Annotated in this window: 21 protein-coding genes; 18 read left to right on the top strand and 3 right to left on the bottom strand. The window is 44.0% G+C overall.

Annotated features, from left to right (window positions below; translation table 11 throughout):
* From NSS82_RS28155 to NSS82_RS28125, 7 genes are all read left to right on the top strand, one after another.
* On the top strand, positions 1 to 1,287 hold the full coding sequence (locus tag NSS82_RS28155; RefSeq protein WP_076273705.1) for an aspartate aminotransferase family protein: 1,287 nt from the start codon (positions 1 to 3) through the stop codon (positions 1,285 to 1,287).
* Positions 1,284 to 2,252: an ornithine carbamoyltransferase gene (gene argF, locus NSS82_RS28150; protein ID WP_036678521.1), complete on the top strand. Its 969-nt coding sequence runs from the start codon at positions 1,284 to 1,286 to the stop codon at positions 2,250 to 2,252. The genes NSS82_RS28155 and argF overlap by 4 nt, the downstream gene beginning before the upstream one ends.
* Before the next feature lie 292 nt (positions 2,253 to 2,544).
* Entirely contained in the window at positions 2,545 to 3,780 is a 1,236-nt protein-coding gene (locus NSS82_RS28145) for an argininosuccinate synthase (protein WP_042192353.1), read from the top strand.
* A gap of 94 nt (positions 3,781 to 3,874) precedes the next feature.
* Entirely contained in the window at positions 3,875 to 5,290 is a 1,416-nt protein-coding gene (gene argH / locus NSS82_RS28140) for an argininosuccinate lyase (RefSeq protein ID WP_036678523.1), read from the top strand.
* A 137-nt stretch (positions 5,291 to 5,427) separates the two neighbouring features.
* Positions 5,428 to 6,627 (top strand): phosphoenolpyruvate hydrolase family protein, encoded by a 1,200-nt coding sequence (locus tag NSS82_RS28135; protein WP_038573573.1) that lies wholly within the window; start codon positions 5,428 to 5,430, stop codon positions 6,625 to 6,627.
* 155 nt (positions 6,628 to 6,782) lie between these two features.
* Positions 6,783 to 7,991 carry a Tm-1-like ATP-binding domain-containing protein gene (locus NSS82_RS28130; protein WP_038573570.1) on the top strand — a complete coding sequence of 403 codons (1,209 nt, stop codon included), beginning with the start codon at positions 6,783 to 6,785 and terminating at the stop codon, positions 7,989 to 7,991.
* A gap of 43 nt (positions 7,992 to 8,034) precedes the next feature.
* On the top strand, positions 8,035 to 8,871 hold the full coding sequence (locus NSS82_RS28125; RefSeq protein ID WP_038573568.1) for a phosphoenolpyruvate hydrolase family protein: 837 nt from the start codon (positions 8,035 to 8,037) through the stop codon (positions 8,869 to 8,871).
* Positions 8,872 to 9,001: 130 nt separating this feature from the next.
* Here NSS82_RS28125 and NSS82_RS28120 read toward each other — a convergent pair whose 3' ends face one another.
* Positions 9,002 to 9,790 carry an alpha/beta hydrolase gene (locus NSS82_RS28120; RefSeq protein ID WP_076273706.1) on the bottom strand — a complete coding sequence of 263 codons (789 nt, stop codon included), beginning with the start codon at positions 9,788 to 9,790 and terminating at the stop codon, positions 9,002 to 9,004.
* A gap of 188 nt (positions 9,791 to 9,978) precedes the next feature.
* Between NSS82_RS28120 and NSS82_RS28115 the strand changes: the two genes are divergently transcribed.
* From NSS82_RS28115 to NSS82_RS28105, 3 genes are read left to right on the top strand one after another with little or no spacing between them, the layout of a single operon-like run.
* Complete coding sequence (locus tag NSS82_RS28115) at positions 9,979 to 10,527, top strand: type II secretion system protein (protein WP_076273707.1); 549 nt, start codon at positions 9,979 to 9,981, stop codon at positions 10,525 to 10,527.
* Positions 10,511 to 11,053 carry a type II secretion system protein gene (locus NSS82_RS28110; RefSeq protein ID WP_038573563.1) on the top strand — a complete coding sequence of 181 codons (543 nt, stop codon included), beginning with the start codon at positions 10,511 to 10,513 and terminating at the stop codon, positions 11,051 to 11,053. Before NSS82_RS28115 ends, NSS82_RS28110 begins: the two co-directional genes overlap by 17 nt.
* Positions 11,054 to 11,067: 14 nt before the next feature.
* The gene (locus NSS82_RS28105; protein WP_038573561.1) at positions 11,068 to 12,867 is read left to right on the top strand and encodes a hypothetical protein; all 1,800 of its coding nucleotides are present in this window, start codon (positions 11,068 to 11,070) and stop codon (positions 12,865 to 12,867) included.
* Positions 12,868 to 12,954: 87 nt separating this feature from the next.
* Here NSS82_RS28105 and NSS82_RS28100 read toward each other — a convergent pair whose 3' ends face one another.
* Positions 12,955 to 17,556 (bottom strand): DUF5057 domain-containing protein, encoded by a 4,602-nt coding sequence (locus NSS82_RS28100; protein WP_076273708.1) that lies wholly within the window; start codon positions 17,554 to 17,556, stop codon positions 12,955 to 12,957.
* A gap of 364 nt (positions 17,557 to 17,920) precedes the next feature.
* Between NSS82_RS28100 and NSS82_RS28095 the strand changes: the two genes are divergently transcribed.
* The 8 genes from NSS82_RS28095 (at position 17,921) to NSS82_RS28060 (ending at position 26,394) form a co-directional block, all read left to right on the top strand.
* Entirely contained in the window at positions 17,921 to 19,585 is a 1,665-nt protein-coding gene (locus NSS82_RS28095) for a GspE/PulE family protein (RefSeq protein ID WP_076099665.1), read from the top strand.
* Between the two features lie 42 nt (positions 19,586 to 19,627).
* The gene (locus tag NSS82_RS28090) at positions 19,628 to 20,677 is read left to right on the top strand and encodes a type IV pilus twitching motility protein PilT (RefSeq protein ID WP_076273709.1); all 1,050 of its coding nucleotides are present in this window, start codon (positions 19,628 to 19,630) and stop codon (positions 20,675 to 20,677) included.
* Entirely contained in the window at positions 20,677 to 21,882 is a 1,206-nt protein-coding gene (locus NSS82_RS28085; RefSeq protein ID WP_076273710.1) for a type II secretion system F family protein, read from the top strand. Before NSS82_RS28090 ends, NSS82_RS28085 begins: the two co-directional genes overlap by 1 nt.
* A gap of 190 nt (positions 21,883 to 22,072) precedes the next feature.
* On the top strand, positions 22,073 to 22,552 hold the full coding sequence (locus tag NSS82_RS28080; RefSeq protein ID WP_076107057.1) for a type II secretion system protein: 480 nt from the start codon (positions 22,073 to 22,075) through the stop codon (positions 22,550 to 22,552).
* An 87-nt stretch (positions 22,553 to 22,639) separates the two neighbouring features.
* The gene (locus tag NSS82_RS28075; protein WP_076273711.1) at positions 22,640 to 23,389 is read left to right on the top strand and encodes a prepilin peptidase; all 750 of its coding nucleotides are present in this window, start codon (positions 22,640 to 22,642) and stop codon (positions 23,387 to 23,389) included.
* Positions 23,390 to 23,404: 15 nt separating this feature from the next.
* Positions 23,405 to 25,006, top strand: a complete 1,602-nt coding sequence (gene pilM / locus NSS82_RS28070) for a pilus assembly protein PilM (RefSeq protein ID WP_076273712.1) — start codon at positions 23,405 to 23,407, stop codon at positions 25,004 to 25,006.
* Complete coding sequence (locus tag NSS82_RS28065) at positions 24,990 to 25,595, top strand: type IV pilus inner membrane component PilO (protein WP_076273713.1); 606 nt, start codon at positions 24,990 to 24,992, stop codon at positions 25,593 to 25,595. The genes pilM and NSS82_RS28065 overlap by 17 nt, the downstream gene beginning before the upstream one ends.
* 196 nt (positions 25,596 to 25,791) lie before the next feature.
* Complete coding sequence (locus NSS82_RS28060) at positions 25,792 to 26,394, top strand: DL-endopeptidase inhibitor IseA family protein (RefSeq protein WP_076107065.1); 603 nt, start codon at positions 25,792 to 25,794, stop codon at positions 26,392 to 26,394.
* A gap of 37 nt (positions 26,395 to 26,431) precedes the next feature.
* Here NSS82_RS28060 and NSS82_RS28055 read toward each other — a convergent pair whose 3' ends face one another.
* The gene (locus tag NSS82_RS28055; protein ID WP_076107067.1) at positions 26,432 to 26,839 is read right to left on the bottom strand and encodes a CBS domain-containing protein; all 408 of its coding nucleotides are present in this window, start codon (positions 26,837 to 26,839) and stop codon (positions 26,432 to 26,434) included.
* Positions 26,840 to 26,854: the final 15 nt, after the last annotated feature.

Raw genomic sequence — 26,854 nt, 5'->3', positions numbered from 1 at the left:
ATGAGCAAGCTTACACAAGCGGAGTTGGATTCGCAAGCAGGGGCACAGCAGACCGATACAGTAGGATCAGGTACACCGGATGTTGCAGCAGGCAAGCTGAGTGCAGTGTTCCCTTCTTACGCCAGATATGATATCAGCCTAGTTAAAGGCAAGGGTACCTGGGTATGGGATGATAAAGGCAATAAGTATCTGGATTTCACCAGTGGATTGGCTGTGACCAGTCTAGGTCATGCTCCTGAAAAAGTCGGCGCTAAGCTGAGGGATCAGATTGATACGCTCTGGCATGTCTCGAATCTGTTCCATATTCCGGGACAAGATAAAGTTGCCAACCTTCTGACAGAGAATAGCTGCGCTGATCAAGTATTTTTCTGCAATAGCGGGGCAGAAGCGAATGAGGCTGCTATTAAGCTGGCCCGCCGTTACCATCAGAAGATTAAAGGTGTCGACCGTTATGAGGTTATCACATTCGAACAATCCTTCCATGGACGTACACTGGCAACACTAACAGCTACAGGCCAGCAAAAGGTAAAAGAAGGCTTCCTGCCGCTTCCAGCAGGTTTCAAGACCGTACCCTTGCATGATCTCCCAGCGTTAGAAGCTGCTATCGGAGATCATACAGCTGCTATCATGCTGGAGATGGTACTTGCAGAGGGTGGCGTGCTTGAGGTAGAACCTGAGTTCTTGAACGCTGTAGTGGCCTTGTGTAAGAAACACGGATTGCTTCTGATTGTAGATGAAGTACAGACAGGTATGGGACGTACAGGCAAGCTGTTCGCTCATCAGCATTATGGAATTGAACCGGATATTTTCACCTTGGCAAAGGGGATTGCTAGCGGGTTCCCGGCAGGTTTAATGCTTGGCAAAGGATATTTGCGTGAAGCCTTCTCAGCGGGCAGCCATGCGTCCACCTTCGGGGGAACACCGCTAGCAACAGCTGTTATGGCAGCGACGATTGAGACGATGCTGGAAGATGAGCTTCCACAGCGCGCCGAAGATATGGGTAAATATCTGACAGGTCTTTTGAAAGAGAGGCTGGTGGACTGTTCTTTTGTGAAGGATATCCGTGGTAAAGGACTGTTGATCGGGATTGAATGTCAATCCTCAGTAGGCGATATTGTACTGGCTGGACAAAAGAAAGGCCTGTTGTTCGTGACAGCCGGTCCTAATGTTCTTCGTCTGCTGCCTAATCTATATGTAAGCAAAGAGGAGATCGACCAAGCGGTGGACATCCTATGCGAACTCATTCATACTTATGCTAAACAAGCAAACGGGGAGGTAAGCTCATGAGTCAGGGCGTACAGAGTAACAAGCACACCATTGCGCAGCAACTGAAAGGCCGTGATTTACTGGAGCTGAACGATTACAGCCCGGAGGAAATTACGTATCTGATTGATTCGGCGATTGAGCTTAAGAAGAAGCAGAAAAATGGCGAAGAATTTCAGCCGCTGAAGGGGAAAACGATTGGTCTTATTTTTGAAAAATCCTCTACACGTACGCGTGTGTCGTTTGAAGTTGGAATGTATCAGCTGGGAGGGCATGCCCTATTCTTGAGCAAAAATGATATCCAGCTTGGACGCGGAGAAACCGTTGGAGATACAGCGCAAGTAATGTCGCGTTATCTCGACGGGATTATGATCCGTACCTTCGGCCATGACAAGGTTGAAGATCTCGCTCGTTATGCTTCTATTCCCGTAATCAACGGTCTTAGCGACCTGGCACATCCTTGCCAAGTGCTGGCGGATTATCAAACGATTTATGAGCACAAAGGAAAGCTCAAAGGCCTGAAGCTGGCTTACATCGGCGATGGCAACAATATGGCGCATTCCTTAATGATTGGCGGAGCTAAGCTGGGCGTGGACGTATCTATCGCCGGACCGGAAGGTTATGAGCCAGATGCAGCGGTTGTCGCAGAAGCTCGTGAGATCGCTAAAGAAACCGGAGCGAAGATTGTGGTCACTCGCAGCCCGCAAGAAGCTGTACAAGACGCTGACGTCATCTATACAGATGTATGGGCGAGTATGGGCTTCGAGGAGGAGCAAAAGGCACGTGAAGCGGCATTCAAGGACTATCAGGTCAATGAGGAGCTTGTAAAAGGCGCTAAGAGCGATTATCTCTTCCTGCACTGTCTGCCAGCCCACCGTGAGGAAGAGGTCAGCACAGGCGTGATTGACGGCCCTAACTCGGTGATCTTTGATCAGGCTGAGAACCGTCTGCATGCGCAAAAAGCTTTAATGGCTGCGTTGATGAGTTAAGGAATTTAAAAAATATAAAATATAAATCACTATATAAATTGAATTAATGTTGGGCGAAGTTAGACTTTGGACGATGGAGTAATGGAGCGGAATTTTTGGAACTGTAGGAGCGTAGCGTTCGCCTTTATCATCAGATTTCATCCGCACAATGCGGTTTGAAATAAAAGAAATCTGATGATAACAGCGACCGGAAGTCCAAATATTCAGTGTAATTGCGATTTATCGTCAGAGTGCTGGCAAAGGCACGTTTATTTTAATTTATATAGCCCACACGAAAGGAAGTTGCCACACCATGGCTAAAGAAAAAATTGTACTCGCCTATTCCGGCGGATTGGATACATCCGTTATTTTGAAATGGCTTAAAGAAACCTATGACGCGGAGATCATCGCCTTCACAGCCGATATCGGCCAAAAAGAAGAGCTCGACGGTCTGGAGGAAAAAGCACTTGCTACTGGCGCATCGAAAGTATACATCGACGATCTGCGCGATGAGTTCGCTAGCGATTTCATCTACCCGATGTTCCAATCTGGCGCACTTTATGAAGGCCAATACTTGCTCGGAACTAGTATTGCTCGTCCATTGATCGCTAAGCGCATGGTAGATATCGCCATCGCTGAAGGCGCAACGGCTATCGCGCACGGCGCGACAGGCAAAGGGAACGACCAAGTCCGTTTCGAGCTTGGCGTAGCTGCATTGGCTCCGAACATCAAGGTGATCGCACCTTGGCGTCTAGAAGAGTTCCGCAATCAATTCCCAGGTCGTGCGGAAATGATCGCTTATGCGGAAGCTAATGATATTCCGGTACAAGCCTCTGCGGCGAAGCCGTATTCGATGGACCGTAACTTGCTGCATATCAGCTATGAGAGCGGCGTACTGGAAGATCCTTGGTTTGATCCAAGTGCACCAGAGAACAAAGGAATGTTCCTACTGAGCAACGCTCCAGAGGATGCTCCGGATGAAGCGGAATATTTGGAACTCGATTTCGTTAAGGGAGACTGCGTAGCGCTGAATGGTGAGTCCTTAAACCCACTTCAAGTGATGGAGAAATTGAACGAGCTGGGCGGTAAACACGGTATCGGACGTGTGGATATGGTTGAGAACCGTTTTGTCGGCATGAAGAGCCGTGGTGTGTATGAGACTCCGGGTGGAACAATCCTCTTTGTCGCTCATCGCAAAATGGAGTCCATCACGATGGACCGTGAAGTGATGAACCTGCGTGACAGCCTGATCACTCGTTACAGCACTTTGGTGTATAACGGTTTCTGGTTCGCACCAGAGCGTATTGCACTGCAAGCTCTTGTAACACAGAGCCAGCAAAATGTAACAGGTACTGTTCGTCTTAAACTGTACAAAGGCAACATCATCGGCGCTGGAGTGAAGAGCCCAGTCAGCCTGTACAACCCTGAAATTGCAACGATGGAAGCTGATCCTACACAAGCTTATGATCAAGGGGATGCCACTGGTTTTATCCACTTGAACGCATTGCGCCTTAAGGTTTCTACAGGTGTAAATGGAGCTTCGAAATAGAACGATAACATAAACTTAAACGGGCAACCCCGAAGGCCGTTCCTCCCGTCAGGATAGGAGCGGCCCTCTGGCGTCCAAGAGGAGGAAACTACAGGTGAGCAAGCTTTGGGGCGGACGGTTTACTAAAGGAACAAACAAGCTGGTGGAGGAATATACGGCTTCCATTGGATTTGATAAGGCTTTGGCCAAAGAGGATGTGCAAGGCAGTCTGGCGCATGTCACGATGCTGGGCAAATGCGGAATCCTTCCACAAGAAGACGTGGAAACAATCAAACAAGGTCTGAACAAAGTGCTGGACAAGGTTAATGCTGGAGAGGTTGTTTTCTCAGTATCGGATGAAGACATCCATATGAATATTGAAAAACATCTGATCGAGGAAATCGGTCCAGTTGGTGGTAAGCTGCACACAGGACGTAGCCGTAACGATCAAGTGGCGACGGACATGCACCTTTACTTACGTGGCCGTGTAGTTGAGCTAGTTAGTTTGCTGCATGAGCTGCAGGAAGCTTTGATCGAACAAGCAAAAGACAATGTGGAGACCATCATCCCTGGTTATACGCATTTGCAACGGGCACAGCCGATCCTGTTTGCTCATCACTTGCTGGCTTACGTATCGATGTTCCGCCGCGATGCAGAACGTCTGACGGACAGCTACAAACGGATCAACGTGCTGCCACTCGGAGCAGGAGCGCTTGCTGGAACGACCTTCCCGATTGACCGTCATTTTGTAGCGGAACAACTGGGTTTTGACAGTGTGTATGAGAACAGTCTGGATGCTGTCAGCGACCGCGATTTCATCGTGGAGTTCTTGGCGAATGCTTCCCTTATCATGACACATCTATCCAGACTCAGTGAGGAACTGGTGCTGTGGAGCAGCACAGAGTTCAGCTTTGTAGAACTGGATGATGCTTTCTGCACAGGCAGCAGCATTATGCCGCAGAAGAAGAACCCTGACGTACCAGAACTGGTACGGGGCAAAACAGGCCGTGTTTACGGCAACCTGATTGGCTTACTGACGGTGCTGAAATCATTGCCACTGGCGTACAACAAGGATATGCAGGAAGACAAAGAAGGCATGTTCGATACGGTTACTACGCTGACTGGTGCACTACAATTGTTCGCGCCGATGATCTCCACTATGAAGGTGAACAAAGGTCGTATGCGTGAAGCGGTGAACACGGATTTCTCGAATGCAACGGATATCGCTGACTTCTTGGTAGGCAAGGGGCTTCCTTTCCGCCAAGCGCATGAGGTAATCGGGAAAACGGTACTCTACTGCATCAACGAAGGCAAATTCTTGTTGGATTTGACCCTGGAAGAGTTCAAGCAATTCTCACCGCTCTTCGACGAGAATATCTATGCTGTTCTTCAACCGGAGGCTGTAGTTAACGCTCGTAACGTTTATGGCGGCACAGCAACCGTTCAGGTGAAGGCTGCAATTGAACGGGCGGAGCTGGCATTGCACGAAGCTAATGAATGGGTTGTACAACACGGGGATGCTATATTGTAAACCGTATCCATATCAAATCTCGCCTCAGTCCTTTATAGGTGGCAGGCGGGATTTTTTTTATTATCTAAATGAACTATGACTGGATTAGCAGTATTCTTTACGGTTATCCTTAGGTTAGGATAGGAGGGTTCGTAGATATGAACAGAAAGCAAACCCTAGACGAGCTTAGATCGGAATTAAAAGTAGGCAATCATATTATTGGAGTAGCCACCGGTGCTGGTATAACGGCAAAGTATGCGAAGCAGGGTGGAGCTGATTTCATTCTGATGTTAAACTCGGGTAAATTTCGCCAGATGGGGAGGAGCTCTCTCGCTGGTATTTTACCATTTTGTAATAGCAATGATATGGTGATGGACTTTGCATCTAGAGAGATCATACCGTTGGTCAGAGATATCCCTATTATTTTTGGCCTCAATGCAACTGATCCGACAAAAGATATGGAATCCTATATAAGTGAAATAAAGAATAGAGGCTTTGCCGGCATTAATAATTACCCCACGGTTGGTTTAATAGATGGTCAATTTGGAGAAGCGCTCGAAGAAGAGGGGAATGGTTATCTACTTGAAGTAGAAGCCATAAGAATAGCCCATGAGAAGAATTTGTTTACCATTGCTTTTGTATTTGACGAAATCCAGGCAGCACAGATGATTGAGGCTGGAGCGGATATTATTTGTGCACATCTAGGTCTAACAGAAGGCGGGCTATTAGGCGCTAAAAAAGTATTCTCTCTGGAAGCTGCCAAGGTTAAAGCGGACAAGATATTTAATACATGCAATGAGCTAAAGCCAGATTTAATTAAGCTGGTTTACGGTGGTCCGGTGAAAACGCCAATTGATGTGCAATATATGTACAGCAATAATCAAAACTTGATGGGATATATCGGAGGCTCTGCTTTTGAAAGAATTCCATCGGAGAAGTCCATTACGAATATAACCAAAGCTTTTAAAGTGTCGGGGACGCTGGATGAAGATGATTTTATGGTCAAAATGTTAGATGGCATCACAAAGCACTATGATTATGTTGAATTTGTAAAAGAATACGTAGCTCAAAATTATAGGAATGAGATCTTGTTTGCAGATTTAGCTAAGGTGGCACATGTATCCCGAAGTTACTTGAGTAGTTTGTTTACCAAAAAAGTAGGCTGCAGCTTCCAAACGTATCTTGTGCAATTTCGGATGGATAAGGCGGCGGAAATATTACATAGAGACCATATCCAGTTATCTGAGCTAGCGCCATTAGTTGGATACCAGGATTATGCGCAGTTTAGCAAAATGTTCAAGAAGTATAAAGGGTACTCTCCAAAACAATATAAATCTAACATAAACACAAAAACATAAGACATAAAAGCGTTTTCATCTATAAATCAAAGAAGTATGATTAACTCATAAGTTGATCATGCTTTTTTTTTTTGAAATATAAGAAAGCATAAGTTTCACATTATACATTATGCTTATATTTCTTGTTGCAGATATTTGAAGAGGAGGTTGAAGAAATGAAGACGATTGCTATTGCCGGAACTTTTGACACCAAGGGTGAAGAATATCTCTACATTAAAAATTTATTGGAAAGCTTGGAGCTGGGTACGTTTACAATTCATACAGGTGTGTTTGAGCCCACTTTTACACCGGATATCTCTAATAGAGAAGTAGCAGCAGCCGCGGGTGTAAGTATATATGAGCTCGTTGCCAAAAAAGATAGAGCACTAGCAACAGAATTATTAGCCAAAGGTATGGAAAAATTAGTACCTGAATTATATAAGCAAGGCAAATTTGATGGAATTATCTCCTTTGGGGGCACTGGAGGCACTTCACTTGTAACACCGGGTATGCGGGCATTACCTATTGGTGTACCTAAAGTGATGGTTTCGACCGTAGCTTCAGGGAATACTGCTCCATATGTAGGCACTAGTGATATTGTCATGATGCCATCAGTTGTAGATGTTGCTGGTCTGAACTCCATTTCAACAAAGATTTTTACCAATGCAGCTTTCGCCATCGCCGGTATGCTTAAATTTGAGAATAAACAAGTGATAGAGAAAAAGCCATTAGTAGCTACAACAATGTTTGGGGTAACAACCCCCTGTGTGACGGCAGCCCGTAACTATCTTGAAGCTAGAGGATATGAAGTGCTTGTATTCCATGCAACAGGTGTAGGTGGCCAGTCCATGGAAGCGCTAATCGAGGCTGGTTTTATTGAAGGTGTATTGGATCTGACCACAACAGAATGGGCGGACGAAATTATTGGTGGTGTGCTAAATGCTGGACCTCATCGGTTAGAAGCTGCTGGTAAACATCATATTCCACAGGTTGTCTCGGTAGGTGCGCTTGATATGTGCAACTTTGGCCCTTATGATACGGTACCAGCGAAATTTGCTGGACATAAGTTTTATAAACACAATCCAACAGTTACTCTGATGAGAACAACAGTAGAAGAAAATGAAGCCATCGGCAAAAAGCTTGTCGAGAAATTAAATATGGCCAAAGAGAAAACGGTGTTAATGCTGCCGCTTAAAGGGATATCCGGCATTGATGTCGCAGGGGAAGCTTTTTATGGGGTAGAGGAAGATCAAATGTTATTTGATACCTTAAGAAATGGTGTAAACAGAAATGTTGTCGAGGTTATCGAAATGGATTGTGCCATTAATGATGTGGAATTTGCAGAAGCAGCAGCGCAGAAGCTAATAGATCTCATGAGCAAATAAGATTTTTATAAGATAATTAAATATTTAAATGGAGGCGTTACACATGAACAAAAATACAAGAACTGAAATCATGGCGAAGTTTAGAGAAGAAGTGGCAAATGGAAAGATTCTTTTAGGCGTGGGGGCTGGCACTGGAATTACTGCAAAAAGCAGCGAAGCTGGCGGAGCAGATATGCTGATTGTTTATAATTCAGGAAGATACAGAATGGCAGGCCGTGGATCACTGGCAGGGTTATTATCTTATGGGGATGCCAACCAAATTGTGGTCGAAATGGGCTCGGAGGTATTGCCTGTTGTAAAAAACACCCCTGTATTAGCAGGCGTATGCGGAACAGATCCATTTAGAGTAATGGAGGTTTATTTAAAACAACTTAAGGAACAAGGTTTTAGCGGCGTACAAAACTTCCCAACCGTAGGTTTGATCGATGGCGTATTCAGACAGAATCTAGAAGAGACCGGCATGGGATATGGTTTAGAAGTAGATATGATTAGAGCTGCGCATGAATTGGATATGCTCACCACTCCTTATGTATTTGATCCTGAGCAAGCGAAAGCCATGGCAGAAGCCGGCGCAGATATTTTGGTGGCACATATGGGCTTGACTACCAAAGGTACAATTGGAGCTAAGACCGCTCTGACATTGGATGATTGTGTAGAAAGAATTGAAGCGATTATTAAAGCAGGGAAAGCAGTAAATCCAGATATTATGGTGATTTGTCACGGTGGACCGATTGCAGAGCCGGAAGATGCGGCGTACGTAATTGAACGGACAGAAGGTATAGACGGATTCTTTGGTGCATCGAGTATTGAAAGATTTGCTGCTGAAAAAGGAATCACAGAACAGACTGGATTATTTAAAAATATCACCAAACAAGCATAATTGCCTTCGGCGTTCTTATAAGGACGGTAAGCAATTAAGCGAGAAGAACCCTCCGAAGAGGGCAATCTGAGTAGAACAGATATTAAGGTGCAGCTTATGGCTGCATCTTTTTGTTGTCTAATAAGTACAGCTAGTTACTTCTTAAAGGTAGCCATGCCAGCACATCGCGGATTTTGGCATCCCAGTATCCCCATTCATGTGTCCCCGGACCTTCTTCGTAGGTTAAAGAAAGTGAGGTTGCCTGGCAGGCATCGCGGAATCTCAAGTTATCGGTGTATAGGAAATCTTCTGTGCCACAGCATTGATACAACGCTGGTTTTGGTCCCGTGGAGCGGTTCACTTCCTCAAGCAGCCAAAGAAGGTCTTCCGGCGTTCCGGCGGTATCTTCTTTTCCGAAGATCATTTCGTATTCTTTGCTTTTAGTGGTAGCACCTTCCCCGTTCAAGAAATTATGCGCCATATCAAGTGCTCCAGACAAACTCGCTGCTGCTGCAAAAGATTCCGGTTTACGCAGTCCCAGCTTAATCGCTCCATAACCACCCATCGACAACCCGGCTACAAAGTTCTCCTCGCGTTTATCGGAAAGCGGGAAAAATGAGCGCGCCAGCATCGTCAACTCCTCACTAATGAAGGTCCAGTAGCGGCCCCCCATGGCCATATCTGTGTAGAAACTGCGGTGCACATTCGGCATTACCACAGCTATCCCCATCTCCGCTACATACCGTTCTATGGAAGTCCGGCGCAGCCAGATCGAATCATCGTCAGACAAGCCATGCAGTAAATACAAAGTAGGGTGAAGATCACCTCTTGTTACATTACTCATCCCGATTTGTGTAGTTGTTTTTTGCGGCAAAATTACAGTCATTGAGGTATTCAAACCTAGTACTTCAGAATAAAATTTGCACTCTATTAAAGCCATTTCATTCATCTCCTCTCTTTCCAAATCATAGCATAGACCAAAAGGGAGAGATATTGTAGAAATATCTGAATTATAAGGGTTTTGAGGATTGCTGTAGCTGGATATGAGAGAATATAATGGAAGTAGAAAATTTAGGAAAAACGTGCAAATACGAAAAGTATTTTCATAGGCGAGAGGCGGAAAGTAGGATGAAACCGGGCCTAAAGCAGGAAAAAGGATTTACATTAATCGAAGTGCTGGCAGCTATTGTAATTTTATCGATAGTTTCACTGGTGCTTACGTCTTACTTTACTAACGCCATGAGTTACTCTAAATCGAACCAGAACAAAACGATTATGGTCAATCTGGCGCGGAATGCACTGTTTTATGTGGAGAAGCAGGATTTTAAGGCGATGAAGGAATTTTTTACGCAAGGGGAAGATGCGATAGAGGCGGCGAAATGCCAAAAGGATACGGATGATTCTCTGAAATGTGAGGATTACAAGGGGCTTGTTCAGGATACAGAAATCTTAAACCAGGTTTTGAATCCTGCAATAAATGGTGTGAACTATCAGATAGATATTAAATATCAGCGTGATCTACATAACCAAAGCTTGGAATCTAGTGATCCGGAGAAACAGAAGATGGCAGTATATTTGTTGCCTGTGTTGGTCAAAGTCAGCAGAGCGGATTCTTCTGGCGGACCTCAAAGTGAACCTGTTGTGGAGGGATATATTACCGATGAGAAAATTCGTTAATCTTCTTCGCAGAGAAGGCGGCTTTACATTAGTGGAGCTAATTGTGGCACTATCATTGTTTACAGTTGCAGCGGGAATTATTTCGGGGATAACAATGCTGGGCTTACGAAGCTATCATAAAATATCGATTGAAAACTCATTACGAGACGAAGGTGATTTGTTAATGTCCGCAATTATAACGGAGTTGTATACATTTGCTCCTGAGAAGGTCACTCCAACTATTCTCAAAAATGATGCAGGGACTATTATTGATAGCTACATTACGTTAGAACGTCAGGATGGAACTAAGTCTCAGATTCGTATTGTTAATGGTGCTCTTACAATAGCAAATCCTGATGTAGTCGATCCACCAGTAGATGCAAGAACTGAGACGATATCTAAATTAGAACAGGGTTCTGCTATAACTTTAGAGTGTCAGAATAGCATCCCTTGTGATAGCGGCTTGATATCTATAGATTTATCGCTAGTTCAGAGCTACGACGGAAGGGATTACCCATTGGAGTTGAAAAGTAAATTCGGATTCTAGGAGGAGCAGGAGGGATGAAGAATAATGAAAGAGGCTCAGCCCTAGTATTAGTTATGTTTGTTGCTCTTCTACTTACTATACTCGGAGTAGCTGTACTCGGGGCAACGATGGGTGGCGCACAACGAACGGAGACAAGGGAAAACGACGTGCAGAGCCTGCATCTGGCTCAAAAGGGGCTCGATGAAGCAGCGGCATACATACAGACGAAGTTGGACGGGCGTACGGATATTGATCCTGATCATATGGAAGATGAGATTAAAAGTATTGTTAATGAGGTGACCACCAAAGTTGTCGGCGTTAACAATGGCGTAAGTACGGGGTTATCTGGAGCTGGCGGTACGATCAAAAGCATCACCTATGAGAAGCAGGATAAGCAAAAATATTATGTCGATATTGAAGCACAAGCCACAGTTAATGGCGTCATCAGACAGCTGAGACAAAAGATAGTCATTGATACCTATCCTGATTTTCTTAAATATGCTTTTGGATCGGAAAAAGTATTAACATTAAACGGAGCACCTGGTCTCCATGGCAATATATATGCGGGTGAAGAACTAAACATCAGCGATACGGCTGTTTATACGTATAAGAAAGTGAAAGATCTTAAAGAAAAGACTCAATATCCTAAAGTAGAATTACTAAAAGACCCTGCCAGTCTAGCATCTACGGAACCTCTTCCTGAGGTGCATGTGCAATCACTTGAAAGTATTAAATATTCCGGAAATGGAATTATTAATGCAGCAGTAAATAAAAACAACGCCTCAATTATTCTTCCTAACATACTGGGAGTTAATAAAGAGCAGGTGTTTATCAAACCGCAAAAAAAGTTCGTGCAGATTAATGTGCTGGAATCGTTTCTTGATAAAGTGGAGGAAGCGACAGGGTTGACCGGGAAAAGGTCTGAACTTAAGCAAGCTATTAAGGATAATCAACTGGGTAATTATTTAAGCACAACAACATTAGATAGACTACCCGATGAGAATCCACCCTACACTGAGCCAGTACTTGAAGATAATCCGACAAAAGAAGAAAAGGATAAGTATGAACTAGAGTGCAGCCAATACGAAGAACAATTGAGAATATATCAGAACTCCTTGTTGGATAAAGATTTGAATAATTCTACGATTTATAACGGTAATCTGCTTATCGATGGAATTGATTACAAACAGTTAAAGTTTAGTGATGAAGCCAAAACAGGTAATCCTTCTAATAAGCCCAAATGGCTTATTGTTAATGGTGATCTGGAGGTAAATAACTATAGCCCAGATATAACTAAAATTTTGGAGATACAAGCTAATATTCTAGTTACAGGTAATGTTACTATTAAAGGTCAGGTGAAATTCAACTCTACTATGTTTGTTTTAGGAGAAACGAAAGTAGAGGATGCCGTGATCCAAGGTTTAAGTAGTAAGGAGTTAGTCCTCATATCTCAAGGAGATGTGCTCATTAACCGAATTGATACTTTTACTAATCCACCTAAGAAAAAAGTTGAGCAGGATTCATTTTATATGAAAGCTTTTTTTTACACGGATAGTGACGCTGATTTGTACGGAGTGGGGTCAATCTTTTGGTTAAATGGAGGCTTCTTTGCCAAAGGGAATCTTACAGTAAACGCAGTACTAGGAGGAGTAACTGAGCCCTTGGATCCGGCCCTCGGCTTTAATTTTGAAAATCAGGATGCGGATCGATATAATTTGGGTCACCGTTTTCAGATTCAATATAATCAGGATGTTTTTACTCATCAGCAGTCTAGCCTCCCGCGTGTGCAGCAGGTGAATGTAACTGTAGGCCCTCTGGAGCTTGTGAGTCATTGAGACTAGTTGAAAAAGGGGTATCTCTAAGCGAGTGCTTAGGGATACCCTATTTATCGTTGGAAGTTTGTTGTTTTTTAAACGTGAATTTTAGTAACGATCGTCATTCTGGGGTGCTACAACCTTAACTGTAATATCTGCTTCTACTGTTGCGCCTGTGCTTCCGGTATAAGTCACTGTAATGGTAGTTGATCCCTTTTTAACACCGGTAACAGTTCCTCTGGTATCAATATTGGTTCCATTATCGACACTGGCGATTGAAGAATTGTCGCTTACCCAACTCAAGTTATCTTTGATGTCTTTTATCGAGACGGAGGTTGGGAATGCCCATAAAATATTGGTTAATTGGAAAGTATGGCCCACTTCAATAGTAATAGACTGTTCTTTAAATCTTAATCCCGTTAACTCAACGATGTTAACCTCGTGTGTTGAAGTCATATCTTTGAATGAAACCTCAATCAGCAGTCCTTCTTTAGCGGTATCACCAGCCGTCAATTTAGCGGTTGAGCCATCACTAGAAGGCGTAAGAGTAGCAATATGATCATTCGTAATAGTGTCATCCGTAATATTTTTATCCGTTGATTTCACGAATCTCCATCTTAGCGTTGCTGGATCAGCATACGTAGGATTTCTACTTGCGCTTAGATCGATTTGCCCTCCTATCAATACCGTTGTTGGACCTGTAATCGACAATGAGGTTAGTGGGTTAGTAACTGTTATGGTTTTCTCTTGGGTAATTGGAACCGGGTTACTTGAATTTACAGTAAGACTTACTAGGTAAGTTCCTGACTGCGTCGCACTGAAAATCTTTTCGGTATCATCACCGGGATACTCTGGATTGGTATTAATTACAGCAGTGCTTGCCCCAGAGGTAATGTTTTTAACGGACCAGATATAGGTTATGTTGGTCTCAGGTTCTTTACTGTCTTGAACGTACGAGGCACTTAACGTAATGGATTCATAGATTTTCCCTGTTTCATATCCTTTAATTGATAGAGAACGAGAATTACGTTCTTCTACAGTTATGAATGCAGTACCAGTAACTTCGCTACCATCAAGAGCCTTAACAGTGACTTGTGCTGATCCTTTGGCCAAACCGATAATATCGCCACTGTTGGAGTCTATTTGCACAACTGAAGCATTACTAGTTGTCCAGAGGAATGCAGAATTACTTAAATCTGAAGGCGTAACTATTGGGATTAGTCGAATCTCATCTCCTACATAAATAGTTTTGTCATCCAATTGCAGGGCGTTAATCTTATATTCGGCTGTAAAAGTTAAAGTCTCAAACGAAATTGTAGTCCGCGCTAAATTAGTCGATGAAGGATCTGTTGGGATTGGAACAGGTAGCGGATAGATTTCCGCTGGTAGGCTACCGGCAAAAGGGAAATGGTATAAAGTGGCACTACTCATATTCATTGAAGCTCCAATGATTGTTCCATACACCTGTCCTCCATCAAAGTTTATAGTAGATCGTGGTGCCAGAATGGTTCCGTATACGTTGGCTTGGGAAATTAGCAAAGGCTTGGCGTTAGGGAAGTTGTATAGCACACGGCTACCGTCGCTCCCCAGTGGGAAATGTAAGAATGGTTCACTGTTACTGTCTTGTTGTACATTAACAATTACCGTTGATCCTTGCGGAACCTTAAGCTCGGAACTGTTAAGCGTATTTAACGCTGAACTAGAAATATTAACAATATTGATATCTGAGTTACCTGTGACCGTAAGTTTTCCGTATTCATGAGTCGCCGTGGCATTGGAAGGCAGCTTGGCAATAGCATCAGAGAGTCCAAGGAGATAACTCTCTTGCTTGTTGAAATCGAGAAGTTCTCCGTAATTGATGGTACCATTTTGGATAGAACCAGGACGTTGGTCTTTAACGGTGCCTTTAACCATTAGGTTTCCGTAAACTGTTCCTTCAGGAAGGGAAACATCTCCGCCCGTGACAATACCATATGGCACTTGGTCTTTAAATTGTTCATTTACTGTAATACCCGCGTTGTTGAAGTTGACTGTTCCCCCGGAAGCCAGTGGTCCCTTGATAGTTCCACCACGAAGTGAAGTGGTATGAAGGATAAGTGCATTGTATTTACCTAAGATTCCTAGCGGTGGCAATGTGGCATGAATATCGATATAACTAAGTTTGGAATCATTTAAAATATAGGTTTGGGTCTCGGTCGGTTTAACTGTGATTTGGAACGTTATAGGCTGTTCAGAGTCTGGTTTATAGATTTGGGCGCCGTTCACCGTTTTTAATGAATAGGTTATGTCATTTAGATTGCGTGTCAATCTAAATCCACTGGTTGCATTTCCAGTGACGATCGTACCGGCAGGTAATTCTCCTGAAATCTCCAGGTTAGGTGGGAGATTCTCGGTAAATACAATATCCGATATTAATTGTGTGTTAGAGGTCTGGTTGACCGTGCCGACTTTATCAAACGGTACAGATTTTGGGGTGATGGAATAACTAAGAGTGACCGGTTCTCCCTTTTCTATTTTGCCATTCACAACATTCTGAGAGAGAGATCGTGTTACACTCAAATTGGTGTTTGACGGCAGGACATTTACTCTGAGCGTTTTACTTGAGAGCGCACCATTTTGATCCCAAGCTTTAATTTCGATGTCGAGTAGACCTCCGTTTGGAAGCGGATTGTCAACTGTTCTATATATATTTTGACCGGATTTGATGTTCATCTTACTTATTTCAATCTTGGGAAAGTACGTGTTCCCTGATTTGAAACGGACTTCAGTTGTTAGATCACGATCGTTAAAGTCCAAATCAGTTACTGTATAGTCGACAAGGAGTGTTTCTTGATAAGACGGAATCGATGAATCATTAGCCGGCGTATGCACGGTAATCTCTGGAGCATGATTGGCCCCAATAAAAGCACGATACATAGTATTAACGAACAATTGTTGTTCCCAGTCCGGGAATTTCTTTAGATTGGCTGGAATATCACTTACTCCAAAAAAGTGACCTGTACCTGAGTAGGTAATATTTCCTTTGGAATATGTGTAATATTGATTCCAGCTATCCTCGGTATCACGTTGGTATTGATTATATTCTCCATTTGGTTTTATCCTCGTACCTGATGCTTCACTTTGAATGTTATACCAAGATACTACTTCAGGATCTTCCAAATTAAGTGTGAAGTACTGGTTATGTGTTGGTGCAATTTGTGGTGTGGAAATATCGATTTGCTGGTTGCTGTCGTCCCTCTTGCTTAGATAAAAAGGATATTGCATCAAAAGCCCGTCATTCACCGGCTTAACCTTGGTGGAAAGATTGATGGCATTATGGCCTAAGTTGGTCTCAGGATTCACCTGACCAGTAATCCCCATGAAATTATTGATCCAGTTCTTTTTATTTGCATCTAAATTAATGATGGTATCGTGAGTGAACAAGGCGCTTTGCTTGAAGGTACCAGTAAATTGTGTAATAGCGTTGATCGCATTAGTGTTTAAATTAGATTTTTTGTAGTATTCGTCTACAAATCCAAAGATGAGCATGTCATAAGTGCCATTTAGTCCGTAACTATGTGTTGCAGCATAGCTGTCATCAATATAGTTTTTGAATTCAGTCATCGTTTTGATTTTTATATCGAGCTTATAGTCAGATGTATCGAGAAAATTCGGATTCATATTACTAGTGTTCAGGAGGCTGCTTTCTGTTAGAGTGTCAGGCATAACCTGAAGAATATTTACTATGGTTTTCTCGCCACGGTAACGAATTACACCGCTGTCGAAGTCTTTTAATTGTGTACTGTGGTAATCATTAACTTCTAGCTTCCAGTAGAGTAACCCAGAGTATGTTTTTGGCAAAGTGTATTCAATAGTTCCGCTGGATGTACTAATCTCAGTTTCAGCAACGACCTGTTTTTCTCCCATTTTGATGGATTTATCAAGACCAACGTACAGTTTGACTGAGAGCGGAGCACTATTTTGTGTAGAGGGTGTGGTGACATTGAAATTAAAAGAAAGCTTCTCCCCAGGAACATAGATTTTGCTGTTAGTTGCATTAGGGTCATAGTTGGGAATTCTATTCGTAATTTGTAGATGAGGGCGTTTCTTCAAGTCGTTTATGTATTTGGAGTCTTGTTTTTTTAAATCGGCAAAAATATCCGCGAGTTCACTGTCATCTACAAACTTAACATTTGGGTTGGAGGTGGAAAGACGATAACTGTTAAAAGAGCTGTACAGTATACCTTGCTCAGTTTGAGGTTTTGCATCTTTGTCTTTAAAGGGCTGGCTATGAAAAAAAACATATAATCCCTTGTTGATAAATTCCTTTGTAATTTGATCAGCCTTCAGATGAGTAATGTCGTTCTTCATACTTTTGGTATTAAGGGCCTTAGCTCTATTTTCCTCAGAGGCGGGTTGTTGATTACTTACCTGTGCAGGATTGTAAGTCCCCTTCCCGATATATACCGCATCATATCTTCCGTCCAGATCATCCCGCAGCGCCACAAAGCGCTTCATACTCATCGTGTCAATGGTAAGGTTAGATATTCCCGTTTTTAGAGACGCAAGCTCACTAACCCCATTCTCCGTAACCTCCAGCATACGAATTTGGTATTCATTTGAACTGGCATCGACATTCATAAAGTGATTTTTGATCGGCAGAACAAGCAGAAGGAGAAGCAGGATAGTTACTGTAAAAATAAAAACTTTTTTGTTGCTGGCAAGTTTCATTGTCATCTCTCCCTGATTGTTAACTATTGGCAGATATGGTCGTATTCCGTCTCGTATATGCTAGATTCCGACAGACTTTTTCATTCCGTGTCGTTGTAAAATTATCCAATCTATGTTATATACATTCTAGGACATTCAGCATTGATAGACAACATAAATCTATTGAAATATACCTATTAAAATATAACTAAAGTCCTAGTTAGATTGAAAAATACTCAAAATTGACAAATTTATGGAAGGTGTATTTATGGTAATTATATCTTTCGTTTTTGAGCGAATTTTGCTGGGAGTTTGATTTCTATTTCTATAAAAAATATCCATTATTTCAGCCGGCATAAATAACGGCATACGGAGATGAATAGACTTGGCTATCGCGAAAAAGAGACTGGGAGACTTGCTGGTAGAAAATAATATTATTTCGCAGGACCAGTTGCTTGAGGCTCTCGCGGAACAGCGTAAGAGCAAACGTAAGCTCGGCGATCTGCTAATCTCTCAAGGCTATATTACGGAGCAGCAGTTGATTGAAGTGCTTGAATTTCAACTCGGCATCCCGCATGTCAGTTTATTTAAATACCAGATAGATCCCGCAATCACGCAGATAATCCCTGAAAGTATGGCTAAGCGATATCAGGTGCTTCCATTCTTAAAAGAGGGCGGCAAGCTGATGGTTGCGATGGCGGACCCGCTGGATTATTTTGCGATAGAAGATTTACGTATGAGTACTGGCTTCCGGATCGAACCCGCTATTTCTACGAGAGATGAGCTGCAGCGGGCGATTGCGCGTCACTATGGCATGCGCGATTCTATGAATCAGATGCTGGTAGAACTCCCGACACAGGAAGAAATAGAAGAGACAGAGATTACAGATGAGGACTCCCCAATCGTACGTTTGGTCAACCAGATGATTCAGCAGGCAGTTGCTCTGCGGGCGTCTGATATACATATGGACCCAGGTGAAAATAATTTAACCATCCGCTACCGCATTGACGGAACCTTACGGACAGAGCGGATTATTCCTAAGCAGATGCAGGGCTTTATCACCGCCCGTCTGAAAATAATGGCCCGCCTGAATATCGCAGAACGGCGTTTGCCGCAGGACGGGCGGATCAAAATGCAGTTCGATTACAAAATGGTAGATATTCGTGTGTCTTCATTGCCGACGATGCACGGAGAGAAGATTGTGCTGCGGTTGCTAGATTTAAGCACAGGAGTCAAATCCGTAGATGCTTTGGGATTCAGCGAGGGGAACGCAGAAGCTTTTAAGGAGATGATAGCTCGTCCTTATGGGATTTTGCTGATCACGGGACCTACAGGTAGCGGAAAAACAACAACTTTATATTCAGCATTGAATCAACTTAATGTAGAAAGCGCAAATATTATCACAGTCGAAGATCCAGTGGAGTACCAGCTTGAAGGAGTAAATCAGGTGCACGTAAACTCGGCTATTGGACTAACCTTTGCAGCTGGGCTACGTTCGATTCTTCGACAAGATCCGAATATCGTAATGGTCGGTGAAATACGGGATGCGGAAACTGCTGAAATTGCTGTTCGCGCCTCATTAACGGGTCATCTAGTATTGTCTACTTTACATACAAACGATGCGATTAGCTCCGTCTCCCGATTGCGGGATATGGGGGTAGAACCTTATTTGATCGCTTCTTCGCTGATTGGTGTGGTAGCACAGCGGCTGGTGCGCAAAATCTGCACTGACTGCAAAGAAACCTACAAACCATCTGAACAGGAAGCAATTATGCTACGTAGCTTAGGACTACCTGCGGAAGAATTACAGCGTGGACGCGGCTGTGGTAGCTGTAACAATTCTGGCTATCGCGGACGAATAGCGATTCATGAAGTACTCAGTATTGATGATCACTTACGGCAGCTCATTACAAACACTGCCTCAGTAGAAGAACTGCGTGCAGCAGGTAAAGCTCGAGGGCTTGTTCAACTGATGGATGACGGACTGCTCAAGGTCAGTCAAGGAATTACAACGCTTCAAGAAGTCATGCGCGAGACGGTCTCACATTAGAGTTAACAGGGATTTAGCATTCTAACTTAGGGGGAGCGGCTAATGCCAACGTATACGCGGGATATTAGACAACTATTACAAACGGCTTACTCCTCCAAAGCTTCTGACTTACATATTTCCGTAGGATCACCGCCGGTTATTCGGATGGATGGAAAGCTGCACTCGCTTGAGGGTGAATCCGTGGTTGCTGAAGAAGCGGCAGATATGGCCAAAATGCTACTTGGTAGTGAACGAATTGGAGCATTTCGGAGTGCGGGCGAGTTAGATTTTTCATATCCGCTTGATGGTGGGGTAAGATTCCGGGTGAACGTTTATCGTCAGCGGGGCGAGGTTAGTATCGCCGCCCGGGCGATTCCTGCAGAGATTCCGAGTCTGGAACAGCTGTCGATGCCTTCGATTTTAACTACTTTGTCGCTTAAGCCACAAGGTCTAATTTTGGTTACAGGACCCACAGGCAGCGGCAAATCTTCTACGCTTGCAGCTATGCTGAATTATATCAACCAGACGGAGAGCAAACATATAGTGACTCTGGAAGATCCGATAGAATTTCTACATAACCATGGAACCTGTCTAGTGGATCAACGTGAAGTGGGCTGCGATACCGCAAGTTTTGCTAATGGATTACGTGCTGCCTTACGTCAGGATCCGGATGTCATTCTTGTTGGTGAGATGCGGGATTTGGAGACCATTTCAGCAGCGGTTACGGCCGCAGAAACAGGTCACCTTGTGATGGCTACCTTACATACAACAGATGCACCACAGACGATTGATCGAATTATCGACGCTTTTCCGGGACATCAGCAGGGACAGATTCGTTCACAATTAGCATCAGTGCTGCTGGCAGTAGTCAGTCAGCGGTTGTTCCCAAGGGCTGGAGGTCGGGGGCGTTTATGCGCTACGGAAATTTTGATCAATACACCAGCCGTAGCCAATCTTATTCGTACCGAAAAAACACATCAGATCAAAAATGTGATGCAAACGGGACGCTCACAAGGCATGCACACCTTGGACATGAGCATCCGTGACTATTTATCGCAGGGGCTTATTGATCCAACAGCAGCTAAGGCGTTTATGGCGGAGGTGAGCAGCTGATGCCTCTTTTTGAATATCAGGTCAAGACAGCCGCAGGTAAGTCTATCAAAGGGAAACTAACAGCAACCGATAAACCTACAGCGATGGAGGAGCTACGCAAGCGGGGACTTACGGTATTTTCACTGATCGAACGCAAAACCACAATTTTATCGATGGACATTTATATTGGTAATCCCGTTAAGCCGCTTCATTTCATCATATATTGCAGGCAGTTTGCCACGCTTATGCGGGCGGGGGTATCGATTGTGGATGCAACGCGTATTTTGGCAGAGCAGACCGAGAGTAAGCCACTGCGCAAAGCATTAGTAGATGTTAATTCCAGCCTGATGCGCGGGATATCGTTCTCACAAGCCGTTCAGGATCATAAAAAAATCTTCCCACAGCTATTTGTCAGCATGATCCGTGCCGGTGAGGAATCCGGTGATATTGAGGGGACGTTGGACAGGTTGGCTATGTTTTTTGAGAAACAGCACACCACGACAGAGAAGATAAAATCAGCGCTTACGTACCCCATTACCGTAGGGGTTATGGCGATTGCCGCGGTTATCTATCTACTTTGGGCGATTGTGCCGCAGTTTGTAACGATGTTTGAATCGATGGATGCCGAGCTTCCTGCAATTACACAGATGGTCTTGGCACTCAGCAAAAGCATTCAAGGTCAATGGTATTTCTGGATACTCGGAGTACTTCTCCTAGTGATAGCTTTTCAGATTACAAAACGTACGGAAAAGGGTGCTTACGCTCTGGATTATGCCAAGCTTAAGATACCTGTGTTCGGTAAGCTGAATCAAAAAGGCTCGATTGCTCAGTTTACGCGCACTTTTTCATCTCTTTATGCCAGCTCTGTACCGATTCTACAATCCTTGGTGATTGTTGAGGAGGTAGCAGGAAATAAGGTCATCGGGAGATTCATCCGTAGTGCAGGCGATTCGCTGAGACAAGGAAATCCACTATCTGAGCCGCTAAAAAAAGCTTGGGTCTTTCCGCCACTAGTTACACAGATGATAGCGATTGGCGAAGAGACAGGGGCGCTCGACACGATGTTGTCCAAGGTAGCTGATTTTTATGAGATGGACGTGGAGAATACCGTCGACCGTCTGAAATCGCTGCTTGAACCGCTGCTGATTGCTTTTTTAGCTGCTGTTGTAGGTGTCATTGTAGCTGCCATTATGCTGCCGATGTTCAGTCTGTACGGTAATATGTGAACCTCTTGGTTCCTTGTATATATTGAGAGGGGTGACGCCGGGGAGGCGGGGCAAGATCCACGAACTTACGCTGGCGATTAGACGACGATGGACGAGCTGTTTCCGTAAGCACAAGAAAGATGATGCTGGATTCACTGAAATGAAGAATATAGGTTTTATCAATCACACACCACTTAGAGGGGGAAATCAAATGTTAGCACAAGCGATTAAGAGAAGATTAAGCAAAGAGGAAAATCAAAAGGGGTTTACGCTGATTGAGTTGCTGGCGGTTATTGTTATTTTGGGGATTATTGCGGTAATTGCTATACCTTTGATTGGAAACATAATTTCTGACGCTAAAGAGGATTCGGATATTGCTACTGCTCGTCAAATTTATGATGCTTCAAGATTATATATCGTTGGTGCGAAGGATGGACAATTCAGCAATTCTACAACTGCAGTAAGTGTAACTATAGCAGATATGCAAACTGCAGGTTATTTAGATAATAAATTAAGTCTTCCAAGTACGAAGGCTACAATTTCATCAGGCACAGTTTACTATACAGATAAGGGACAATTGGATTATATAGTGATTGCACCGAAACCTAAAGGATCGTCAGAAGTTACGGCAGGGAGTACTACTGAAGGTAAGTTTTCAGCTGAACAGGTATTGAAGTCTAAAGTTAAGTAATTGAATTACAGAATTATCTGTTTTTGCCCCTAAGGAATCGGACTTCCCGATTCCTTTTTAAAATCCAGAAGCTAACAGAGGACAACCATGACGATATTTATCGCAAGTTACATCACATTACTGGGTCTGATTCTAGGCTCCTTCTATAACGTAGTGGCGCTGCGGGTGCCGGCCAAGGAATCCTTGCTTAATCCGCCGTCACATTGCCCGAACTGCAACACGCGGCTGAAAGCGCGGGATTTGTTTCCGATGCTAAGCTACCTGCTGTCAGGAGGCAAGTGCCGATACTGCGGGACAAGGGTATCGCCATTATATCCGCTTGGAGAAGCGGCAACGGGTTTGCTTTTTCTATGGGTGTATTTGCAATTTGGCCTGACGGGTAAGGGAATCATCGGGTTCATTCTTGTGAGTTTAGCGGTTATCGTGACGGTTGCGGATTTGAAGTACATGCTGATTCCCAACAAGGTATTGTTGTTTTTTTTACCGCTGCTGCTGATTCTTGTACTGTTATTTCCGGAAGGACCGCTATGGCATCACCTGCTAGGAGCTGTGCTTGGGGGAGGGGTTCTTATCCCTTTTGTTCTGTTAGGTGGGATGGGGGCTGGAGATGTGAAGTTATTTGCGCTGCTGGGCTTGGTGATTGGCTTTCCGAATGTGATTTTGGCTTTTTTTGTGGCTTGTCTGCTTGGGAGCGTGGTGGGCGGACTGCTGATGCTGCTCGGTGTAATCAAACGTAAACAACCGGTACCCTTCGGCCCCTGGTTAGCTATAGGAGCTTTAATTAGTTTTGGATATGGTTCACACATCATCGGCGCGTATCTCTCGCTTATCGGATAGGAGGACATCGAGCATATGCTTGGATTAGGCCCCAAAGTGGCCGGACTTTCAATTGAAGCTGCCGGAATCCGTTATATTAGTTTTAAGAATAAACAGTCATGGGAAGTCCGTAAAAAACGGTTTCTCCCGCTCCTTCCAGGCATGATCATTGAGAATCAGGTGGCGGATAGCGAGGCGCTTTATGATCGGGTAAGGCAGTGGGTGAAGAAGGAAGGGTTAAGGGGAAGTAAGGTTTCTTTGTCCATTCCACCCTCGCAGATCATTATCCGTAAAATGAGTATTCCTAGTACCAATGACAAACAGGTAGAACAACTCGTGAAGCTGGAAGTGGAGACGGGACTGCATTTACCTTTTGAAAATCCTGTCTATGACTATGTAACGCTCGAAGTGGATGAGGAGCAAAGTCACCTGCTCGTATTTGCTGCTCCGCGAAAATCGATTCAGGATTACATAGAAGTTCTGGAGCGGGCGGGTCTTCGGATAAGCAGTGTCGAAATTTCGGCAACCGCCTTGGCGCGTGCTATAACTACTGGGCACGGGGAGAGCTTTGCGGAGACGATGCTGATTAATATGGAGCCATCGGTAATGGACATTTATATGTTCAGAAACGGGAATCCGGTCTTCATTCGTACGATAAACTTACTTGATCTACATAAAGGAAGAAATTTAGCGGGAATGGATCTTTTGACAGACAGTGAAACCTTGGCAGAAACAGCTGTCGCTGTAGAAGAACATTTATCACCCGAGCAAATGGTGGAAATCACTGCGGAAATCTCCCGTATGCTCAGCTTTTATCAATACAGCTTGCATGACGGTTCCACTCGTATCAACAATTTAGTGATTACGGGCACTCCCTCGATTCGTAAACAACTGGACCTAGAACTCCAGCAGTCCCTAGCTGAACTTGTAATAACACCAATAAGTCTGGAACAGATGGCTAGTGCTGCTGTTTCTGACCCTGAACTAAATGATTACCGCGTAGCTGCCGGGACCGCTCTAAAAAATAGCATCAACACGGATACGATTGATCTATTGCCGAGAGAAGATCGGGAGACGTTGCTATTTCCTTATGTCACGATGGGGCTTGTAGCGATCTGGCTGCTGGGGATGATCGGAACGGGGATTTATTTTTCGGCCAATAAGGGTCAGATTTCTAATGGTAAAGAAGAGCTGCAAGGCCTGCAGGATCGCAGTTTAATGCTCCAAGTAGAGCTCGCGAAGCTTAAGAACAGCGGACCTGGACAGCTAGATCGGAAAGCAGCCATCACAGTGCTTCAGGACAATAAGGTGATTGCAGTCCCTATCTTGGACGAATTAGTGGAGGGATTGCCTAAGGAGGCACTAATCCGTGATATTAACTATACCTACCGGACCTCTATAGATCTGACTGTAAATGTATCCACTATGGAGGATGCTTCCAACTATTTAAGACAACTTCGCCAAATGTCTTTTACGACCGATGCCTCTATTCAAAAGCTTACTGAAGGAGCCGCAGATGCCATTTCATACCATACGTATACGGCTATTTATAAAGTGAACTTAGCAGCGGATAAGCTTCAAAACAGTGAAACGGATGCCAGCCAAGGGGAGGTGAGCAGTGATGGAACAGATCAATAAGTATCGCTCGCCGATTGTTCTGGGAGTGCTGATTTTGTTCCTGATATTGTTTGCGTTCTATATGCTGGGTGTTCAGCCGACCAATAAGGAAATTTCCGCACAGAGCAGCGAGATCAGTCAGTTGGAAAAGGAAGCAGAAGTCCTCCAAAACAAAATCTATGAGCTGAAGGGCAGCGGCACTGAGGGAGATCTAGAACAGAAGGAATTACTGGGGGAACTCCCAAAGGGCGATGACAGCGAAGGTCTGATTGTTGATTTGCGGGAGGTTAGCACGTCCTCACAAGCGCGGCTAAAGGATCTTAGTTTTGTTTTGGATGAGGCTAACCCGATTCAGCAAATGACAGGTTCAGCTGAGGTGTCATTCCCGACGGTCAAACAGATCAAAATGACTGCAGTGGTGGAGGGGACATATTCGGGGATACGGCAATGGATGGATGAACTACAAGCCTTACCCCGTATTGTGAATGTGGACTCTTTCAATTTCCAGCAATCCTACGAGGATCGTACTAAGAACAATACGGAGAGTATTTTGACTGCTAACGTAGCTTTTACAGCGTATTATGAGGCCACCTCAGCAGCATCCAATTAGGGTTCTTGTACTACTTTATTTAACTATATTACTCCGCTTTTCCTGTGAATCAGGAGGGTGGAGTTTTTTTATATTTTCAAAAGAGTTGTAATACGTTTTCATTCCTCTGTTTATTGGGTATTTTAGCTTGCGGGGTGCATAAGCTGAAACAGTGGCGATCGCCTGTATTTTTCAGATGAAAGAGGAGGAACTTCAGATGAACAAAAAATGGATGCTTGGTTCGTTGGCCCTTTCTTTAGGCCTTTTATCAGCAGGTAGCGGAGTTATGGCAGCTTCATCATCAGTGGGAAGCTCGGCAATAAAAAATGTGGCTGTGATTGGCACAGGAAAAGAAGGCCCAGCTACTATAAACAATTTGACGGTAAAAAGTGTGGTACCGCTTGTTGTACATGCCAGAGCAATCTATTTCTATACTAGCCGTGGGGGCAACTTTTTCCCGATGGAAACCTTCATGTATAAAGCGCAAGAGTACCGTTACCTTTCCAATGATATTGGGACAAAGGCGAAGCTGATGAATTACATAAAAAAAGCCTACACGCATAATGCAGCAGCTTATTATGTGCAGACTCAATTTTTGGAGCATGAAGGTAGAATGTCACAGGTGAATGCAGATTTTGGAAACTCATTAATGTTTGAAAAAGCCACCGCCCGAATGCTCTCCAAAACTGCAACAACCGCTGAATTTGACTTAACAGTTCCTTATTCGAGCGGGCAGGAAGGCAGTGAGTCGGTGTATGTGAAGCTGAAAAAGGTGAATGGATACTGGAGAATTGATACGTCACCGGATATTCTTTTTTGAGGAAGGTTTAGGGTAGAAGAGGAAGAGCAAATAGGCTCTACGCTTGGGCGCGGATAAGGTCAGAGGTATAAGCAACACCAGCGAATTTACCTTTGCGAGTGATAATGACACAATCATTTTTCATAGGGTCTGGGCGGTTCATAGCGAGGCTCAATACCGTATCGAGTGGAGTGGAAATGTCAAGAATGAGCGGGGTTTTGTTCATAAGCTTCATGGCAGGTTCTCTGTAGAACAGATCTACTCCGGATCTTCCTGTAGCTTTTAAAAAGAAACGTTCGCTCATCAACAATCCGAGGGGTTCATTCATAGCATTGCAGACGACGATACATTTGGATTCTGGATACTGAAACATGACGCGAAGAGCTTCTCTGCAAGTGCGTGAGGCAAAAATAGCGGGAGCACTGCGGACAATACCAGTAAGATCATTTACAAGGACTGTTGTCATAGGATGTTCATCCTT

Origin of the sequence: Paenibacillus sp. FSL H7-0735 (genome assembly GCF_038008505.1) — a bacterium.
In the GTDB taxonomy this organism is placed as follows: Bacteria; Bacillota; Bacilli; order Paenibacillales; family Paenibacillaceae; genus Paenibacillus_AQ; species Paenibacillus_AQ odorifer.
This window is presented reverse-complemented; position numbering and strand designations above follow the sequence as displayed.

Bases quoted from the DNA above. Each gene is read 5' to 3' on its own strand.
- NSS82_RS28155 (WP_076273705.1), top strand. From the start codon at position 1: ATGAGCAAGCTTACACAAGCGGAGTTGGATTCGCAAGCAGGGGCACAG.
- argF (WP_036678521.1), top strand. From the start codon at position 1,284: ATGAGTCAGGGCGTACAGAGTAACAAGCACACCATTGCGCAGCAACTG.
- NSS82_RS28145 (WP_042192353.1), top strand. From the start codon at position 2,545: ATGGCTAAAGAAAAAATTGTACTCGCCTATTCCGGCGGATTGGATACA.
- NSS82_RS28135 (WP_038573573.1), top strand. From the start codon at position 5,428: ATGAACAGAAAGCAAACCCTAGACGAGCTTAGATCGGAATTAAAAGTA.
- NSS82_RS28130 (WP_038573570.1), top strand. From the start codon at position 6,783: ATGAAGACGATTGCTATTGCCGGAACTTTTGACACCAAGGGTGAAGAA.
- NSS82_RS28125 (WP_038573568.1), top strand. From the start codon at position 8,035: ATGAACAAAAATACAAGAACTGAAATCATGGCGAAGTTTAGAGAAGAA.
- NSS82_RS28120 (WP_076273706.1), bottom strand. From the start codon at position 9,790: ATGGCTTTAATAGAGTGCAAATTTTATTCTGAAGTACTAGGTTTGAAT.
- NSS82_RS28115 (WP_076273707.1), top strand. From the start codon at position 9,979: ATGAAACCGGGCCTAAAGCAGGAAAAAGGATTTACATTAATCGAAGTG.
- NSS82_RS28110 (WP_038573563.1), top strand. From the start codon at position 10,511: ATGAGAAAATTCGTTAATCTTCTTCGCAGAGAAGGCGGCTTTACATTA.
- NSS82_RS28105 (WP_038573561.1), top strand. From the start codon at position 11,068: ATGAAGAATAATGAAAGAGGCTCAGCCCTAGTATTAGTTATGTTTGTT.
- NSS82_RS28100 (WP_076273708.1), bottom strand. From the start codon at position 17,556: ATGAAACTTGCCAGCAACAAAAAAGTTTTTATTTTTACAGTAACTATC.
- NSS82_RS28090 (WP_076273709.1), top strand. From the start codon at position 19,628: ATGCCAACGTATACGCGGGATATTAGACAACTATTACAAACGGCTTAC.
- NSS82_RS28085 (WP_076273710.1), top strand. From the start codon at position 20,677: ATGCCTCTTTTTGAATATCAGGTCAAGACAGCCGCAGGTAAGTCTATC.
- NSS82_RS28080 (WP_076107057.1), top strand. From the start codon at position 22,073: ATGTTAGCACAAGCGATTAAGAGAAGATTAAGCAAAGAGGAAAATCAA.
- NSS82_RS28075 (WP_076273711.1), top strand. From the start codon at position 22,640: ATGACGATATTTATCGCAAGTTACATCACATTACTGGGTCTGATTCTA.
- pilM (WP_076273712.1), top strand. From the start codon at position 23,405: ATGCTTGGATTAGGCCCCAAAGTGGCCGGACTTTCAATTGAAGCTGCC.
- NSS82_RS28065 (WP_076273713.1), top strand. From the start codon at position 24,990: ATGGAACAGATCAATAAGTATCGCTCGCCGATTGTTCTGGGAGTGCTG.
- NSS82_RS28060 (WP_076107065.1), top strand. From the start codon at position 25,792: ATGAACAAAAAATGGATGCTTGGTTCGTTGGCCCTTTCTTTAGGCCTT.
- NSS82_RS28055 (WP_076107067.1), bottom strand. From the start codon at position 26,839: ATGACAACAGTCCTTGTAAATGATCTTACTGGTATTGTCCGCAGTGCT.